We start from the raw sequence: 18,067 nt of genomic DNA, 5'->3' as shown, positions 1-18,067 counted from the left end.
TCGTACGAACGGAAGGGACAAATAAAAAACGTTACACATGAAAAACAGAAAATACATACTCGCGGCGACCCTTGGGGCAACCTTGTTATTGGCCAGTTGTGGTAGTGAAGATAAAAAACCGATGGCCGACAATTCACCGGCCGTGAAGGTGGTGGTGCAAACCGTTTCGGAGGACAATGACAATGGATTCTTAACGGCCAGCGGAAAGGTAGAGGCGGCCAAGAGTGCCAATATTAGTACCCGTATGATGGGGTATGTGGACAAGATCTATGTAAATGTGGGCGATAAGGTCCGCAAGGGGCAGTTGTTGCTCAGCGTGAATAACGCCGATGTATCGGCAAAACTGGGGCAGGTAAATGCAGGTATCGCAGAAGCGGAGGCCGCCTTTGCCAATGCCGAGAAAGACTACAACCGGTTTACGGCCCTGTTTAATGAAAACAGTGCCTCGCAAAAAGAGCTGGACGATATTACGGCCAATTACAACATGGCCAAGGCACGATTGGAAAGTGCCAAGCAAATGAAGAACGAGGTAAACGCCCAAATGGGCTACGCCAATATGCGCGCTCCCTTTAACGGGGTGGTGACCAATAAATTTATAAGTGCCGGTGATATGGCCAACCCGGGCATGCCCCTATTGGAAGTGGAATCGCCGGGACAATACCAAGTACTGGCCATGGTGCCCGAATCGGAGATCATGCAGATCAAGCCAAATACAGAGGTAAGCGTGCAGATAAAGGCCTTGGACAGGCAAGTAAAGGGTACCGTTACGGAGGTAAGTACTTCTTCTAAAAATACGGGAGGACAGTACTTGGCGAAAGTGGTCTTGAACAAGACCGATGCCCCCATATTGTCAGGTATGTATGCCACGGTGCAGTTTCCCGTTGCGCCACAGCCCCAAAGTGCCGCGGTAATGATACCGGTAGAGGCCGTTGTGCACAATGGGCAGCTGACCGGGGTTTATACGGTAAGCCAAAACAATACGGCCCTATTGCGCTGGTTGCGTTTGGGGAGAACCATCGGTGATAAGGTAGAGGTATTGTCGGGACTTTCGGCAGATGAGCAATATATCGTCTCTGCCGAGGGGAAATTGTTCAACGGAGTAAAAATAGCGAACCAATAAACAAGTTGCGTTAGGGATTGCAACGGATACCCCACAGTGTTTTTGATTGCATTTAAGATCAAAGAACACGAGGAGTAGCAGTGAAAAGCCCGCCCGAACGCCCAAACAAAATACTAGAAAGAATGAAGGAAGGTTTAGCTGGCAAGATTGCCAAAATGTTTATAGGGAGCAAGTTGACGGTGCTGCTGATGATCGTATTTATGGTCATTGGGGTGTACAGCTCGTTTTTGATCCCGAGGGAGGAAGAGCCCCAGATAGACGTGCCGATGGCCGATATTTTTGTGGGCTACCCAGGTGCGAGTCCCACCGAGGTGGAGTCGCGGGTGATCAAACCCTTGGAGAAACTGATATCGAACATCAAAGGGGTGGAGTACGTGTATTCGACCTCGATGAAAGAACAGGGTATGGTGATCGTACAGTTTTACGTGGGCGAGGATATTGAGCGCTCGTTCGTAAAACTCTACAACGAGATCAACAAGCATATGGATATTATGCCCCAGGGCGTAACCTTCCCCTTGGTAAAAACGCGTGCCATTGACGATGTGCCCATGTTGGGGCTTACCCTGTGGAGCGAAAATTACGACGGCTACCAGTTGTGCCAAATGGCGCAGGAACTGGAGAGCGAGATCAAGAAGGTGAACGATGTGGCCATTACCCATAAGATCGGAAACCAAGACCGACAGTTGCGGGTGGTTTTGGACAAGGATAAACTGGCGGCCAGTGGATTGGATTTTTTAACGGTCTCTGAAATGATCAAGGCGAACAACGCCCAGTTGAGCTCCGGTAGTTTTGATAAGAACGATACCGAGTTTTTGGTGAATACCGGTAATTTTTTGGCATCGGTGGACGATGTGGAAAACTTGGTGGTGGGCGTGCAACAGAACCGCCCCATTTACCTAAAACAGATTGCCAGCATTATTGACGGGCCAGAGGTGCCACAGAGTTACGTGTCCCTCGGTTTTGGACAGGGGAGCGAAAAAGTGTCCGACTATAGGTCGGAATACCCCGCGGTAACGATTTCGGTGGCGAAAAGGAAGGGTGCCGATGCGATGAAGATCGCCGATATCGTAATCGATAAGGTAGACCATTTACGCACTACCTTGATTCCCGATGACGTACATGTGGAAATTACCAGAAACTACGGGGAAACGGCTTCCCATAAGGTGTCGGAACTGTTGTTGCACCTTATAGGTTCTATCATTGCCGTTACCATTGTGGTAATGCTCGCCATGGGCTGGCGCGGTGGTCTGGTCGTGTTTTTATCGGTTCCGATAACCTTTGCCCTGACGCTGTTGAGCTATTACATGCTGGACTATACCCTGAACCGGATCACCCTTTTTGCCCTGGTCTTTGTTACGGGTATCGTGGTGGACGATTCCATCATCATCGCCGAGAACATGCACCGGCATTTTAAGATGAAGCGCCTGCCCTTTAAACAGGCGGCACTATACGCCATTAACGAAGTGGGGAACCCCACCATTTTGGCAACCTTTACCGTAATAGCCTCCGTATTGCCCATGGCCTTCGTGTCGGGATTAATGGGGCCTTATATGGCACCGATGCCCATTGGGGCTTCCATTGCCATGATTCTATCGTTGTTCGTGGCCTTGACCATTACCCCCTACTTGGGCTATGTGTTCTTACGTGAAAAGGACAAGAAAAAAGGCGTGGAAGAGAAAAAGGAGAAGCCCTTGGAGGATACGGTCATATACAGGGTGTACCAAAAATTTGAACGCCCCTTGATCGAGAGCAAGGCAAAACGTTGGTTGTTCTTGGGCTTGACCTTCTTATTGCTCATGGGATCCATGGTCTTGTTCTTTACCAAATCGGTAGCCGTAAAAATGTTACCCTTTGATAACAAGAACGAATTTCAGGTAGTGATCGACATGCCCGAGGGTACCACCCTGGAGCGTACGGGAGTGGTGGCACGTGAGATCGGGCAGTACCTGGCCACCCGCCCCGAAGTGGTGAGCTACCAGAATTATATAGGTACCTCGGCACCGATAACCTTTAACGGCCTGGTTCGCCATTACGACCTTCGCGGAGGTAGCAATATGGCCGATATTCAGGTGAACCTGATCGACAAGGGCGAACGTTCGGCACAGAGTCACGATATTGCCAAACTGCTCCGCCCCGATATTCAAAAGATAGCGGCCAAGTACAATGCGAACGTAAAATTGGTGGAAGTACCACCCGGACCTCCAGTGCTTTCTACGATCGTGGCCGAGGTCTACGGACCCGATTACGAGGAGCAGATGCGGATCGCCAACAACGTACAGGATATCTTGAAAAATACACAGGATGTGGTGGATGTGGATTGGATGGTAGAAGCGGACCAGACCGAATACCGATTTAATATCGATAAGGAAAAAGCGATGCTCTACGGCGTGGCACCGCAACAGATCGCCTATACCATGAACATGGCATTGTCGAACAGGGCCATTACGAATTTGTACGACGAGGATGCCAGCGATCAGGTTGGCGTGGTCTTGGCCTTGGACGAAAAGGAAAAATCGACCATTACCGATATCGCGCAATTAAAGATTGCCTCCAAACACGGGAACATGGTGCCTATTGCCGATTTGGTGGATATTGAGAAAACGACCAGTGATAAGAGCATCTACCGTAAGAACCAGAAACGCGTGGTGTACGTGATGGCCGACATGGCCGGGGAATTGGAGAGTCCTGCCTACGCGATTCTGGGGATGGAGGAAAAGCTGAAGGAAATTCCCTTACCACAGGGATACTCGATTAGCGAGACCTATTTGAACCAGCCCGAATTTGAGGACGACTACACCGTGAAGTGGGACGGCGAATGGCAAATTACCTTGGAGGTGTTCCGCGATTTGGGAATCGCCTTTATGGGCGCCATTATCTTGATCTACATTTTGATCGTAGGATGGTTCCAGAACTTTAAGGCCCCCGTGGTCATGATGGTGGCCATACCGCTGTCGTTGATCGGTATTGTATTGGGGCACTGGATCATGGGTGCATTCTTTACCGCTACCTCCTTTATAGGTATGATCGCCTTGGCGGGTATTATGGTACGGAACTCGGTATTGCTTATCGACTTTATCAACCTGCGTTTGGCGGAGGGCATTCCCTTAAAGCAAGCGGCCATTGAGGCCGGTGCCGTACGTACCACCCCCATTTTGTTGACCGCCGGAACGGTGGTGATCGGTGCCTTCGTGATCTTGTTCGACCCCATTTTTCAGGGGCTGGCCATCTCCTTGATGGGCGGTACCATCGTATCCACCGTACTCACCTTGTTGGTGGTGCCCTTGGTGTACTTTATGATAGAGCGCAAGAACTATCCCGAAAAGGGAAGTGAAGAAACAGTAAGTAAGATCGAAGACTAAAAAAGAAAAAAATGAAACTACTGATAGTAACCGTCGTAGAGGAATACGAAAAGGAGATCCTACGGCTCTTTAAAAAGGCTGATATCAAGAACTATAGCGGCTCCGATATCGATGGGTATAAAAATGGGGCCTCCATGTTGCGTACCGCAAGCTGGTTCCCCAGTGAAAAAGGGGGCGTGGAGTCGAGCATGTTCTTCTCCTTTACCGAGGAGGACAAGATCGATGCCCTGTTCGAACTGATCAAGAAATTTAACGAAGAACTGGAAACCAACAACCCCATAAAGGCGGTGGTGGTGCCTATAGAAAAATCGATTTAATCATAAAAAAAAGAATCAAATGCTAAACACATATTTTAGAGTAATCGTAGGTACATTCATCTTGTTGAGTGTGGTATTGGCCGTATACGTAAACATCAACTGGCTATGGTTTACCGTTTTTATAGGGGTGAACATGATACAATCGGCCTTTACGAAATGGTGCCTGTTAGAGGTTATACTCATGAAATTGGGAATCAAAAAAGAAGGAAAGGGTTGTTCGTTATAACCATATAAGAAAACCCGATACATTACACAAAGGCCTCATGTATGAGGCCTTTTGTTTTATATTTGAGTCATTTTAAAAACATTCGTAGAATTGTTGTTCGCGTAAGGTTTCTACTGTTTTCGATACATGGATCACTCCAGTTTTACGACCCAGTAATCCCACTGGCCTTTACCCGATCCACTAATATCCCCACCAGGACCTGAAACATAACCCGATACGATGTATCCGTCATTCGTTTGCTGAATAGTGGTCGCATAATCGTTTTCCGGACCTCCCATACTTATTTCCCAAGACAGTACCCCCTCTGGAGTCAATTTAACGACCCAATAATCGAGAAACCCTCCGTTAACAGAACCGCTTACATCAAAATCGGTTTCTCCCGCATTTCCTGCAACAATATACCCTCCGTCTGTTGTTTGTTGAATAGAACGCGCACCGTCTACCGATGAACTGCCAAGGTTGACTTCCCAAGTAATCGCTCCGGTCGTATTCAGTTTAACGACCCAATAATCCCTATTCCCGTAATTGTCACTTACATCAAAATCTGAAGATTCTGAATACCCAGCCACAATATACCCTAAGTCCGAGGTTTGGTGAATGTCATAGGCGTAGTCATCCAATGAACCTCCAAGATGGGTTTCCCATGCTAAATTTCCTGTGGCATCTAACTTTACCGCCCAATAGTCCCTCTCGCCATAATTACCTCCCACATCACCATCGGGAGATTCTGAATATCCTGCAGCAATATAGCCTCCGTCCGATGTTTGCTCTATCGATTTTGCAATGTCGAACCCGCTGCCTCCGAGGGTTGTTTCCCACACCAAGGTTCCGTTAGCGTCCAGCTTAAGTATCCAATAATCCAATCCCCCATTATTATCTTCTACATCACCATCTGAAGAGCCTGTGAAACCGGCAACGATGTATCCGCCATCTACAGTTTGCTCAACGGCATTGGCTTCGTCACCGGATCCGCCACCGTAATTGGTTTCCCAAACCAAATTTCCAGATCCATCAAGTTTAACGATCCAAACATCGGCAGAAGAGGTGTCTCCACTAATATCCTGATCATTGGAATCGGTCATTCCTACTACGATATATCCGCCATCTGCGGTTTGTTGTATGTCATTTCCGGCCTCGTCACTCGAGCCCCCTAGGTTGTTTTCCCACATTAAATCTCCTGAATGGTTCAATTTAATGATCCAAAAATCACCTCCTAGATATCCTTCAGCGTCATTGTTGCCGCCTACATCGCCATCATCGGAGTCGGAAGTGCCTGCTATGATATACCCGCCATCGACCGTTAGTTGTAGGGAATTGGCGATGTCAATTTTAGAACCCCCGAAGGATTTTTCCCAGGCTATGGAGACGCCATCGGTAATCTCTTCTTCATCTTCTTCCGTTGTAAAATCAAATGTGCTCGTAGAGGTATTCCCATTACCGTCGGAAGCTGTTACCGTACCGTTATAATCGGTTTGGGCGGTTAGGTTTTCCAAAAGAAATTCGGTGGTCTCCAGATTTACCTGCATTTCGTTGTCTCCCAGAAATACGGTATAGGTTACTTTGTCCTTGTCTGGGTCTACGGCTGCATTCCAGGTCAGTACTGCACTATTAGCGGTAATTTGAGTGACTTGCACCGTGAAATTCCCGGGCTTTTCATTTTTTGGTTCTGTAGTTCTATTGTCATCATCATTGTTACACCCAATAACGAGAATGCCAATAAGGGTTAAAGCGGATAAAAAAAGTGTCTTTTTCATAGTCGATATTTTTTACCCGCAGGTATTTGTTCGGGGTGTTATAAAAATAGAAGTGGGGAATCGTTTTAGTGTCCTGAAAGTTTGGGTTTCAAAGAATCTGGACTTGCTTGGGCGGTTTTCTTTAGAGCTTTATTTCCGGTATGTAAGGTGTCAAAATTTAGTCTTGGTGAACAATGGTTGATGCCGTGGCATAATCTATTGTTGTATGAGAACATTAAGTTCAAATGTAACGGTTAGGAATTCGGCAGAATATTGTCCTGTGAGTTTTCCTTGTTGGTCTAGGTCCGCGTCAAAAGGGGTGGTAGATTCACCATCCTCGTATTCGAACGTGCCCTCCATTTTAGTTTCCAAAAGCACATAATTGCCACTAAAATAATTAGGTCCCAATAGGGTGCCATCGTCCAATTCTGATTGGGTATAGCCGCTTAAGGTACCATCAATATTAAAATTTATTTCCATAGTTCTATTAAGTACATTGATAATAGAAACACTTGGTGAATAAGTGCCCTTGAAAGTTCCTTGAAATGGGTTGTTGATGGTGAGCGATGCCAAATCTTTACCAGCCTCGTTATATGCAAATAATATTACGGTATGTACACCAATGGGCAATGAAGTGTCCCACAATAATTGTCCGGTTTCTGAATCAATTGAAAGTCCTTGGATTGTATTTTCCAATCCAAACTTGCCCCGATCACCATTCCATTGTACTTCTGGTAAAGGGCTTTCGCCTTGTTGGAAATAACTGGCAGTGAGATTTGGTGTAACACTAAGTACGGGCGCTTCAACAACGGGGGCATCATCTTTGTTACAAGATTGTAGCGAAGCTATAAGGATAAAAAAAACAAAATAGGCCTTTGGTATGTGGTGGGTTTTTATCGTTTTCATTTGAGTTATGTAATAACGTTTGTATTTACTCTTTAAAAGGGGTGTTTGCTCAATATTCCTTGTAGCTAATGGTATAGCTGATGGTGCCAGCCAGAGGGTCGTCGGGAATCATTTTGAAAGCGATCAGGTTTCCGTCGCCATCACGTACCTTCTCCCTATAATCGTAATAGAAGTCGATGGCCTCAAAACGGTCCAGGTCTTTTTGGTGGAAAAAATAAAGCTCATAGGGGGCCAAATAGAAAAGCAATCCATGCCATATCGTCAATGCCGGTTGTGGGTCTAGATTATGGAAAACGCCTTTTTCGTTTCCTGAAGAGGTCAATTGGAAATAATTGTCACTGATAACCATTTCCGTTAGATTGTTGTTGGGGTCAAACCCCCAACCCATTGGAAAGTTACCTAAATCCCCATCAAGTTTATAAATATGGTTGTCGGGGTCAAATTCGTACATGGTGGGTTGTACATCTCCATTTATCATGAATACTATATCGGAGATATCATTATTTGGATCGTAATCAAAAGTGGTTGCAAAATTTAAATCGTTGCTTACATCCGCTACATCTATTGTTGTAATCAAGCCTGTTTCGTTATAGCGTATTTCCGTTTCCAAAATATTTTCCCCATCATCCGTTTTATATGACATGTCCATTGTTGTTAATTGAAGCGAATCATTGTAATCCATTGTATAGACTACTGTGCGACCATCACTATAGACTAATGAAATAACCTCGGGTAGTGGGGTTGTGTCCGCTACCATAGGCTCCGGACTGTCTTTGTCCTTAGAGCAGGCCGCTAGCAATATAGCTGCCAGTAGTATGGTAATGATATGTTTTGACTTCTTTTTCATATGATTTCCTTTACTGGATTTCATAGGTGACTTCCATGTCATAATAAAATTCGCCCGGTGGTCTGTCGTAGTATAGACTCACCTCATAAGGTTTATTAAAAAGGGCGCCATTCTCTTTTAATGCTATAATGCCTCCCAATTTCTTTTTTGCATTTTTTGCCAGTAACGTAGCTTGTTTAAAAGATTTGTCCAGCGCCATTTGAGTAATTATTTCCACTTCTTTATCATCGATTACGATGGCCGAACTCATATCTAAAACTTGAAGAATAGGCAGTTTAATGTTAAGGAACTGTTTCATCTCTTCTACAGATTTTGTTTCGTATAGGTACAGGGCTCCCTCTTTGTTATACCTCATGGTTTCATAGCCAAAAGTGAAGGGGTGTTCCTTTATACTGCTCCATGAAAGACCACTTTCCTCCACTCTTTTTTTAAAACGCTCCTTTAATTCGGCAAGACTCACGTAGTCATAATCATAACTTGAGGGATTGCTTAAAGAAATGGTTGCTTTGTATGTAGGATCGGGGTCTATATAAATTATCCTAGCGGTTACCTTGATCGTATTGGCCAATTGTTGTGCAAATAAAGACGAGCAGACGAATAGGCAGGTACATAAAAGGAGTGCTGTTATCGTTGATGTTTTCATGTTTTTTTATTTTTTCCGTAACCAGTTTTGGTACGGGGATTTAAGATCTGGTTTAATGTTTTTGGTGATTGTTACTTGCGGTATTGTTTAGTATTCAAAAGACCAAACATCGTTATGTTGAGAGCCATTGATCACCCATAGTTTATTTTCAAAGAATACCGATGAATGTTGGGAACGTTTGGGGAATTCTTGCGAAGTTTTTACCTCGAACCAATCTATACCGTTGGTGCTTCGCCAAATATCATTTTGAAGTCCAAAGTAATTTTCATCACCGTATTCTGCTAGGTGTCCTGCGGTGAGCCACATCTGCTCACCATCTGTGGTCAGTCCGTGCAATCCCCTTGTGGAAAAGGGGGCTTCATCTGTTGCCAGTATCCATTGATAACCGTTATGGCTGTACCATACATCACTGTTATAGCTGTTGTCTCCACCTGCTAGGAGCCATATTCTATTGTCATAGACGATGGTGGCATGCCACTTTCGCTTTCCAAAAGGCGCATTGGCTGTTACTAGTGTCCAATTAAGTCCATCGGAACTCCTCCAAATATCGGAGTATGTTTCAAACGTATCCGTTTTTGCATTATGGCCCAATCCTCCGATCAGCCATAAAGAGCCATTGAATGCGGTAAGAGTATGGTCCGCTCTTTTGGCGAATTGCGCCTTTGGCGTAACCAAGTTCCATTCAATACCATCTTCAGATGACCAAACATCGTTTTTTATACTGTTGCTAAACTCCGACCCTTTGACCAATCCGCCTGCAATCCACATTTTATTTTGAAAGACGGTAGCTCCAAAAAGGGTGCGTTGCGGAAAGTTTGCTTTTTCGTTCAGGTTGTTCCATTGCGCTCCATTGGTGCTAAAGAGGACATCATCGCTTATATTGGAAGCATCTTTGATATTTCCGCCCAATATCCACATTTTGTCATCAAAGACCAGCGAGCTATGGTTGTATCTAGGTAGTAAAATGGGGGATGGGTCGTACTTGTATGCTTTTAAGGTCTTTGCCTCTGTGGTAAAGCCCATTTTTAAATCGGTAGACCCAGTGTTTTCCAAGATATCAAAATATTCTTTTTGGCAAGAAGCCAAAGCAAAAAGTAATACACCGAAAAAGGCCAGTACTACACTATTCTTTATTGTCTTCATATGGAATGTTTTATATGTGATCCGTTTTGTTTTTTTAGGTAAAAAGGATTTTTAAAGACACGGAATGTGCTATTTGTAGGTTACCATATTGCTGTGCCTTTTTAGAGCACGTGTTATATGGGTATCCTTTTTCGGTGTATCGGTGCATTTTAATAAGCAGCCGTGAGCTTTGCTGTTTTCTTATTCGGGAATATTAAACTGTGCCACTATTTCTTCGTAGCTCATATTTGAATAGTCCGTTGAGGATTTTCCTGTAATACCTCCGATTCCATTACTAGCTTCAACACCACCAGGAATTAGAATGTACCTGTAATCGGAAAATAGGGTGCTTCCAATTAAACTTGAGTCATCCGTAACAACTCGTATCTGTATTTGTCCCACCCCTTCAAGACGGTGGTAATAACTTTCATGGGTGGTAGGAATGTATATTGGCAGGGGTAGTACATCTGAATCAATACCGGTTGTTCGGCCATATACCAGAACAGCTCCCTCGTCTATGATCTCTTGTGTCAACGAAGGGGCTTCAATATCAAAAGTTGCCGAATCGTCAAGTATATTCGCTTCGAAACCACTGGTTATCCATCCGGAATAAATAACATTGGCGGTACCTGTATCTCCTTTTTCCCCTTGTTCTCCGTCTGCCCCGTCTGCCCCGTCTTCACCGGGAATTCCTTGTTCCCCTTGTGGTCCTTGGGGCCCTATGGCACCGTCTTCACCGTCTTCTTTAGAACAAGCAATGAGCATGCTCGATATGAACAGTAGGCTAAGTAATTGTTTTGTGAATTTAAAAGTTTTCATAATTGTTTATTTGTAAATTATTGGAACAAACCTAACAGATTGGTAAAGTGTCGAAGTCCTAGATGTTTTGATTTTAAAGAATTAGGACAAAGAACAGGGCGAGTAGCCTTGTGTGGTTTTATGGTAATTAAGACATCATGTACAAACTGTTCTTGTACTGTACCGGAGTTAGCCCCGTATGTTTTTTAAAAGCGGAGTAGAAGGCCGATTTAGAATTAAAGCCTGCTTCTAAGCCCAATGAAACTATGGTATAATGGGCAAATGCATTGGAAGTGAGATTTTGTTTCACGTCCGCTACCCTATATTCATTGATAAAATCGATAAAGCTTTTGTTTAAAAGACGGTTGATCATACTAGACAGGTAACAGGCAGAAATGCCCAAAACTTCTGCGACCGATGACAGGCTAAGGCAAGGATTTCTATATAGTTTTTTAAAGCGCATCAGCTCTTCCAGTTTCTTAAAATATTTATGGGCCGTGCTGAACTGTGTTTTCGACTTTGTATGAAGTTCTTTGATCCGTTGGGCGCAAAGCGATGCAATAATGTTCAACAAACACAGGTGTTTCTCGGTAAAAAAGCCCGCTTCGGGGTGCTCGGAGTCGATAATGCCAAAAAGATTGCCGTTGATAACAATAGGTATACATATTTCTGAGAGGCGGGGCTCGTCATCCACAATGTACCTAGGATCTTTGGAAGTGTCGTTAATGATTTCCGCACATTTTGTGATGGCGACACTACCCACGATGCCCTCTCCTAGGTCCAGTCTTATTTGATTATAAATGCGCTCATCGGTCGGGTTTTTGCTGCCGTAGGCCGCATGTTGGCTCAGTTCTAATGTAGTATGGTTGTAGGTGTATATGACACAGTCGACGAACCCTAAACGATGGATTACGTTTTTGGTGATGTCCCAAAGTATCTCGTCAATGGATTCTTTGGTGCTTAACGAAGTAGAAAAAAAACTAACCGCCCTAATTTCCTCTAGGGTGCTTAATGTGTTTAGATCTTGCATAGCCAAAAATTGTATTTATGGGTTTATAAATGAACATTGTTAGGTAAAATGTTAGTTTGGTCTATAGCATATGAATGGTGTTTGCAGTTCGATTATTTTTCTCGGGTATTAAAAATAGGATCGTCCCTTTGTCCTGTATTTCTTAATGGTGATGCGCAGCGAAAAATATTGTGCTGACTGCGGAGATTAATGTATATGTGGGTTGATTCTGTTTTTTTTACCGTAAAAGCCTTCCATACAGTTATAGTACCATCTGTACAGCCATACCTACAATCTATCATGTTGTATAGCCGATATAGCTACAGAAGGCAATAACTTGAAGAATAAAACAGGACACAGGGCATGAGAACAATAATAGTCGATGACGAGCCTGCCGCTATCAAAAATTTAGCTTGGGAACTTCAGAAATTTTCGGACGATATTAAGGTTATAGATACGTTTACCTCTGCAAACGATGCTCTTTCGGGTATAAATTATTTGAAACCCGATTGTGTTTTTTTAGATATAGAAATGCCCGAGATGAACGGCTTTTCGTTGCTGCGGCAATTACAGTTCCGCGACTTTGCCGTGATCATTACCACCGCTTATAGCCAATATGCCATACAGGCCATTAAGGAAAGTGCGCTGGACTATCTTTTAAAACCTATAGATTCGGATGAGATCGGTACGGTGGTGCAAAAACTAAAAAATCTTAGGACCCCAGAGCATCTTCAAGACCAATTTCTTCAGACATTGGCGGCACTTTCAAGAGCCGGTTCCCCTAAGATGATTCAGATTCCCGTAAACGGAAAAGTACTTTTTATTAGGGTAGAGGATATCGTTTATTGCGAATCTGATGGTAATTACTCAAAGGTATTTCTTGAATCGAACAAAGAGCTCTATACATCAAAAAAGTTGAAAGATCTAGGGTTGATCTTACCGAAAGATTATTTTTTTCGCATTCATAATTCCTATATCGTACACACGATTAAAGTGGTCGAATATTTGCGAACAGAAGGGTATGTAGTGCTTTGCAATAATAAAAAGATTCCGGTGTCGAGAAATAAAAAAGAAGAGTTCTTGATCAAAATGTCATATTGAGCGGATGAAGGCAGCTACCATTAGGTCTTTTTTTGAGAATAGCAACCAGAACGGATTTGGTTTTTTAACGGTAGTAGTGCTGTTCTATCTCTTTGTTTTCTTTTTCATTCAATTTTTTCAGCACAAAAAGAGGTATTATTTGCTGTACAGCCTTTATGCTCTTGTAAATGCGGCCAGTCTGTTAAAATATATAGACGGTGTGTTTTTTTCTGATTTTTTCGATACCTCTTTGGGGAGGGTGTACGATCGGGCCATTCATTATCCGTCGCAATTGTTCGGCTCGCTTTTTTTTAGCTATTTTATTATAGAGATCATGCAATTGCGGAAGACCTTTCCGAAGTCAATCAAGGTAATCGATGTTGCATACCTCGTTTCCTCTATCATTTTTTTAGTCTTATGGGGTGTGTACATGAACGATTACTCTTCGTACCTTATAGATTATTTTCATGCCTATGTGTTTTTGATTTTAAGTTATATCGTCTTTTTTGCGGCTTTTTATATGGTGGCGAAAGGCAATATGGCCATTAAAGGGTATATTCTTTCCGGTATGTCGGTTTTGGTCATTTCCTATTTTGCCATCTCGGTAATGTCTATGCGTGCCATGACCGCCAATAGAGAAACATTGTATATCTATTACATAGGCATATTAATAGAGAGTTTGCTTTTTGCCTTGGCCATTGGGCTAGAGCAAAAAATGGTATATAGGGAAAAGGCATTGGTACAGAAAAAGTACATTCAACAATTGGAAGAGAACCAGACTATGAAGGAGAGTATTAATAGAACGCTGTCCGAAGAACTCTTACAGACCAAAACCGAGATCGAGGATCTTTCTGCCGAGGCGCAACGCGAACGTACCGAAAAACTGACCATGAAATTCGAGAACAAGTTTGCTCAATTACGGCTTAATGCCCTGCGGAGCCAAATGAGTCCCCATTTTATCTTTAATGCATTAAATTCCATCAAGTCTTATTTTATAGACAACGATCAAGAAAAGGCCATTTTTTACCTGTCCAAGTTTTCTAAACTGATCCGGTGTATACTGGAGAGTTCGCGAGCAGAGGAAATTTCCTTAAAAGAGGAACTGGATATTCTGGAAATGTATATAGCCATAGAGAACGATCGCTTTAAGAACGATATTCAGTTTAAAATAGCTTCGGATGAAGGTATAGAGCTAGAGAATATTATGATTCCGGCCCTTATTTTACAGCCTTTTATAGAGAATGCCATTTGGCATGGCCTATCGACCAAGAAAGGCGAAAAACTTTTGAATCTGTCTGTCGGATATTCCAAATTACCCAATACCATAGAAATAAGTATCGCCGACAATGGGGTAGGTAGGCGTGTTTCTGAAGATAGAAACCTGACAAACCCGTTAAAGAAAGAATCATTGGGACTTACATTGACCAGGGACAGGCTGGATCTTTTTTCCAAAAAATTTCAAAAACACTATAGCTATCGTATAGAGGATATTATAGATGAGACCATTGGCGATGCTCTGGGCACAAGGGTCGTTGTTCAAATACCCAATGCATAGAGCACCCCTTTTGGTCTTTGGTTCTAGCTCCCGTTTTCTATATAATAACGGGTATCTGGGGAATTCTGTTCAAATTTCTGCTTTGGCAGATAGTTTTTAAACATGAACCAAAATGTACCCTCTTCTGGTTTTTCTGTAGTGATTGCCGTTCCAGAAATAATAACGTTTGCCTTTAACAATGACAACTTTATGATTTCTAGGAGCTTTTTTAACAATGGTGACCTGAGCAGGTTCTGTTGCTACGTGTGTTGCACACGATGACAGGTTGAATAAAAAGAATGCCGAAATTAAAATAACAAAATGCCTCATAGTTATAATAGTTTGGGTTACACGTGTTAGTAAGACTTTTGAAAAAGAAAAAGGTTTAAAAAACAGGTAGGTGGTAGTCTCAATTTTATATGGGTAGGATTATTATATCTCTTGCAGTCGCCGTTTATAGTCTGCGGAGTGCCCTTTGTAAAAGACATCGTGTGAGGCGGAATAAATGATATATACGTAGAAATTTTCCATAAACTAAAAAAGCCTCCGATTTCTCGAAGGCTTCTTGCGGTCTGGACGGGACTCGAACCCGCGACCCCCTGCGTGACAGGCAGGTATTCTAACCAACTGAACTACCAGACCGTGGCGTTTAGCGAGTGCAAATATACATCGCTTATTCAATTGCGCAAACATTTTCTTTTAATTTTTTTTTCAATTATAGAAAATTGTTCCGTTCCACCAGAAAAGTATTCAATACGGTAGAAAAGTCGCTTTTTACATCAATATCAATATATTTTATTCGGTATTGGGCGCATTTTAGCTTTATATCATTGAAATATTGGGTAATACGCTGCTCATAGGCTTCTTTAATGTTGTCGGCGTATAAATCTAAATGTTCGCCTGTTTCAACATCTAAAAAGCGTTTTGGGGTATTGTCAAAATTAAAATGTAGCTCGTGTTCCTTATCCATTAAGTGGAACAGCACTACCTCGTGCTTGTTATATTTTAAATGTCTAAGGGCTTCAAATAGTTCGGTATCCTCCTTTTCTGTTTGAAACATGTCCGTAAACAAAAAGATAAGGCTTCTTCTTTTTATTTTTTCCGCTATCTGGTGTAGATAGGTATAGGTCTTGGTTTCTTTAGCGGCTTCTTTTGAGGTTCCTATTTTACTAAGTTGTGCCAAGAGCATTTGAAAATGGCGTTCACTGCCTTTTTCGGGCGCATAGAAATTATAATGGTCCGAGTATACGCTTAGGCCAACGGCATCGCGCTGTTTTTTGAGTACGTTCATTAAGGCGGCAATGGCCAAGATGCCGAAACCTATTTTGTTGAGGTTACCAATTTCTAGCTGTTTTACCTTGGGGTAATACATAGAGGCAGAGTTGTCCAAGATCATATGGCACCTTAAATTGGTCTCTTCTTCGTACCTTTTGGTGTATAGCTTATCGGTCTTGGCAAAAAGCTTCCAGTCTATATGCTTGGTACTCTCTCCATTGTTGTAAATCTTATGTTCGGCAAATTCCGCAGAAAATCCATGAAACGGACTCTTGTGAATACCGCTGATAAAACCTTCTACCACCTGGTTGGCCAAAAGTTCCAGATTGGGAAAGAGAGCTGCCTTATTTAATTCTGATTGTAGGTTCACAGCAATAAAGATAAAATAAAAAAGGTCTGACTTCTGCCAGACCTTTCTAATAAAATATTAAATTTTAACCTTATAGAAGTGCATCTATAGCGTCTGTGTAAACTTTCTTGGGAGAAACACCTACTTGTCTGCTGGCTATTTCACCATCTTTAAATACCAATACGGTAGGTATGTTTCTTACTCCGTATTTAGCGGCAAACTCTTGATTGGCATCTACATCCACTTTACCTACAACGGCTTTGCCCTCATATTCGTTACTGACTTCGTCAATGATCGGACCCACCATTCTACAAGGTCCGCACCAAGCGGCCCAAAAATCTACTACTACAGGTTTATCACTTTTTAAAACTACTTCATCAAAAGTAGCATCTGTTATTTCTAATGCCATGATTATTGCTTTTAAAGATTATGCAAATTTAGTCAAATATTATACAGTTTCCTTACAGGGTAAGTATTCGTTTTCGTTATTGCCCGATTGTTTTATTCTATTCCTTATTTTTTGGGGGTTCGCTCCCTTTGTCATAAATGGCTATATAGTGTGTTCGTACGCCAACGGGCACCGTGTTTTCTTCTTTATTTAGCTGTACCTGCATAGCCTGTGAGGGTATCACGGGCATGTGGCATTGTATGCAATTATTGTTTTTTTGCCCCATATTATTTTCCGGTATGCTGCATTCTACAGTGGCTTTGCTATGGCATTGCATGCATTTGGCGTTAAAATAGGAGTGGTCGCCGCGTTGGTTTTTATGTGGGTCATGGCAGGTTATGCAATCCATTGAGGTAGACTCGGTAAAGCATTTGCTACTGGTAAGTAGGCCGTATTGGTTTCCATGGACATCTAGCTTGCTGTTAGGCCGGAGCGAATGGTAATTTTTCGAGAAATTTGAAAGGGTGTCTCCGGGCAAGAACTTAAAAGGGTTCTTGATCTGGTTGTTTCTAAGGCCCGAATGGCAAGATGCACAGAGGTCTAACCTTTGCTGCCTGGATAGGGAAGCCATTTGTACCATAGAGGTATCGCGAGATTGTGGGTGGTTTCTTTTGTTTACAACATGCTGTTGGCCTGGCCCATGACACCTTTCGCAGTCTATGCCCATGACCATTTTTGTGATGTCGTACTTGTTGGATACGTCTGTGGGGCCCAAATTTTTGGCAAAGGTGACATGGCATTTGAGGCACTGGTCGTTAACCGCACGTAAAGGGTTTAACCTATTGGTGTAGTTGGGGCTATTTATCCAAGAGTTGGAAGGCACGTAGTACGATGCTTGTAATTGGTACAGTCCTTCTGGTTGCTGGCTCAGGTATGATTGCCCTTTAGACCCCGAGCCTATGATGATATCCATACTCCAATCAAACTCCCTGTGGTCGCCATATTTTAATTTCGCATGTTGAAAAGGGGTGCCGTTCTTGGTGGTCATTAGAAAATTGGCATCCAAAAGCGATAAGGTGTTTTTGCCTTCTTCAAAACTTGCCTTTACCTTATCTAACGTAGCATAGGCAGAGGTGTTGAAATGTGGGGTGAGAATGTGTGATTCATATACTTCTTGATGACATTCCATACAGGTGGTGGAACCTACAAAACCATTGCCATTGAAATGATAGGCGATTACTTTGGGGTCTAGATAATTTTCCTCTGGTCCCGAAAAATGGCGGTACAGTTTTAAGGTCACAAAAGCCGCTATCAGTAACGCGGATAGTACATAGATCGATTTTCTTTTCAATTTCTGTGAT

Annotated in this window: 17 protein-coding genes and 1 tRNA gene; 6 read left to right on the top strand and 12 right to left on the bottom strand. The window is 42.9% G+C overall.

Annotation, left to right across the window (positions count from 1 at the left end; translation table 11 throughout):
- Positions 1 to 37: 37 nt before the first annotated feature.
- From AB657_RS10830 to AB657_RS10815, 4 genes are all read left to right on the top strand, one after another.
- Complete coding sequence (locus tag AB657_RS10830) at positions 38 to 1,120, top strand: efflux RND transporter periplasmic adaptor subunit (RefSeq protein ID WP_047246500.1); 1,083 nt, start codon at positions 38 to 40, stop codon at positions 1,118 to 1,120.
- Between the two features lie 122 nt (positions 1,121 to 1,242).
- A complete protein-coding gene (locus AB657_RS10825; protein WP_047247940.1) occupies positions 1,243 to 4,479 on the top strand; it encodes an efflux RND transporter permease subunit in 3,237 nt (1,078 codons plus the stop codon).
- Positions 4,480 to 4,490: 11 nt separating this feature from the next.
- Positions 4,491 to 4,796 carry a hypothetical protein gene (locus AB657_RS10820; RefSeq protein WP_047246499.1) on the top strand — a complete coding sequence of 102 codons (306 nt, stop codon included), beginning with the start codon at positions 4,491 to 4,493 and terminating at the stop codon, positions 4,794 to 4,796.
- Positions 4,797 to 4,815: 19 nt separating this feature from the next.
- Positions 4,816 to 5,022, top strand: coding sequence for a YgaP family membrane protein (locus AB657_RS10815; RefSeq protein ID WP_047246498.1), 207 nt, complete (start codon positions 4,816 to 4,818; stop codon positions 5,020 to 5,022).
- A gap of 131 nt (positions 5,023 to 5,153) precedes the next feature.
- Here AB657_RS10815 and AB657_RS10810 read toward each other — a convergent pair whose 3' ends face one another.
- The 7 genes from AB657_RS10810 to AB657_RS17695 all read right to left on the bottom strand — a co-directional run bounded on the left by AB657_RS10810 (position 5,154) and on the right by AB657_RS17695 (position 12,101).
- Positions 5,154 to 6,776: a fibronectin type III domain-containing protein gene (locus AB657_RS10810; RefSeq protein WP_052958683.1), complete on the bottom strand. Its 1,623-nt coding sequence runs from the start codon at positions 6,774 to 6,776 to the stop codon at positions 5,154 to 5,156.
- Between the two features lie 195 nt (positions 6,777 to 6,971).
- Complete coding sequence (locus AB657_RS10805) at positions 6,972 to 7,661, bottom strand: hypothetical protein (protein ID WP_047246497.1); 690 nt, start codon at positions 7,659 to 7,661, stop codon at positions 6,972 to 6,974.
- 49 nt (positions 7,662 to 7,710) lie between these two features.
- Positions 7,711 to 8,508 carry a hypothetical protein gene (locus AB657_RS10800; protein ID WP_157491680.1) on the bottom strand — a complete coding sequence of 266 codons (798 nt, stop codon included), beginning with the start codon at positions 8,506 to 8,508 and terminating at the stop codon, positions 7,711 to 7,713.
- Between the two features lie 10 nt (positions 8,509 to 8,518).
- On the bottom strand, positions 8,519 to 9,151 hold the full coding sequence (locus AB657_RS10795) for a P-loop NTPase family protein (protein WP_157491678.1): 633 nt from the start codon (positions 9,149 to 9,151) through the stop codon (positions 8,519 to 8,521).
- 87 nt (positions 9,152 to 9,238) lie between these two features.
- The gene (locus AB657_RS10790) at positions 9,239 to 10,294 is read right to left on the bottom strand and encodes a Kelch repeat-containing protein (RefSeq protein WP_157491676.1); all 1,056 of its coding nucleotides are present in this window, start codon (positions 10,292 to 10,294) and stop codon (positions 9,239 to 9,241) included.
- Positions 10,295 to 10,474: 180 nt separating this feature from the next.
- Positions 10,475 to 11,092, bottom strand: coding sequence for a collagen-like triple helix repeat-containing protein (locus AB657_RS17700; protein WP_157491673.1), 618 nt, complete (start codon positions 11,090 to 11,092; stop codon positions 10,475 to 10,477).
- A gap of 127 nt (positions 11,093 to 11,219) precedes the next feature.
- Positions 11,220 to 12,101: a helix-turn-helix domain-containing protein gene (locus tag AB657_RS17695; RefSeq protein WP_052958681.1), complete on the bottom strand. Its 882-nt coding sequence runs from the start codon at positions 12,099 to 12,101 to the stop codon at positions 11,220 to 11,222.
- A gap of 342 nt (positions 12,102 to 12,443) precedes the next feature.
- On the opposite strand from AB657_RS17695, the gene AB657_RS10765 reads away from it, so the two are divergent.
- Positions 12,444 to 13,181, top strand: coding sequence for a LytR/AlgR family response regulator transcription factor (locus tag AB657_RS10765; RefSeq protein ID WP_047246491.1), 738 nt, complete (start codon positions 12,444 to 12,446; stop codon positions 13,179 to 13,181).
- A 4-nt stretch (positions 13,182 to 13,185) separates the two neighbouring features.
- Positions 13,186 to 14,715, top strand: coding sequence for a sensor histidine kinase (locus tag AB657_RS17690; RefSeq protein ID WP_052958680.1), 1,530 nt, complete (start codon positions 13,186 to 13,188; stop codon positions 14,713 to 14,715).
- A gap of 96 nt (positions 14,716 to 14,811) precedes the next feature.
- Here the strand turns inward: AB657_RS17690 and AB657_RS17860 are convergent, their stop codons facing one another.
- From AB657_RS17860 to AB657_RS10740, 5 genes are all read right to left on the bottom strand, one after another.
- On the bottom strand, positions 14,812 to 15,024 hold the full coding sequence (locus AB657_RS17860; protein WP_084696416.1) for a DUF6515 family protein: 213 nt from the start codon (positions 15,022 to 15,024) through the stop codon (positions 14,812 to 14,814).
- A gap of 238 nt (positions 15,025 to 15,262) precedes the next feature.
- A tRNA-Asp gene (locus AB657_RS10755) sits at positions 15,263 to 15,336 on the bottom strand.
- A 73-nt stretch (positions 15,337 to 15,409) separates the two neighbouring features.
- A complete protein-coding gene (locus AB657_RS10750) occupies positions 15,410 to 16,339 on the bottom strand; it encodes a DUF58 domain-containing protein (protein WP_047246490.1) in 930 nt (309 codons plus the stop codon).
- Between the two features lie 70 nt (positions 16,340 to 16,409).
- Entirely contained in the window at positions 16,410 to 16,727 is a 318-nt protein-coding gene (trxA, locus tag AB657_RS10745) for a thioredoxin (RefSeq protein WP_047246489.1), read from the bottom strand.
- A 97-nt stretch (positions 16,728 to 16,824) separates the two neighbouring features.
- On the bottom strand, positions 16,825 to 18,057 hold the full coding sequence (locus tag AB657_RS10740) for a multiheme c-type cytochrome (RefSeq protein WP_157491671.1): 1,233 nt from the start codon (positions 18,055 to 18,057) through the stop codon (positions 16,825 to 16,827).
- Between the last annotated feature and the right edge of the window lie 10 nt (positions 18,058 to 18,067).

Source organism: Maribacter thermophilus, from assembly GCF_001020565.1.
Classification (GTDB): domain Bacteria; phylum Bacteroidota; class Bacteroidia; order Flavobacteriales; family Flavobacteriaceae; genus Maribacter; species Maribacter thermophilus.
This window is presented reverse-complemented; position numbering and strand designations above follow the sequence as displayed.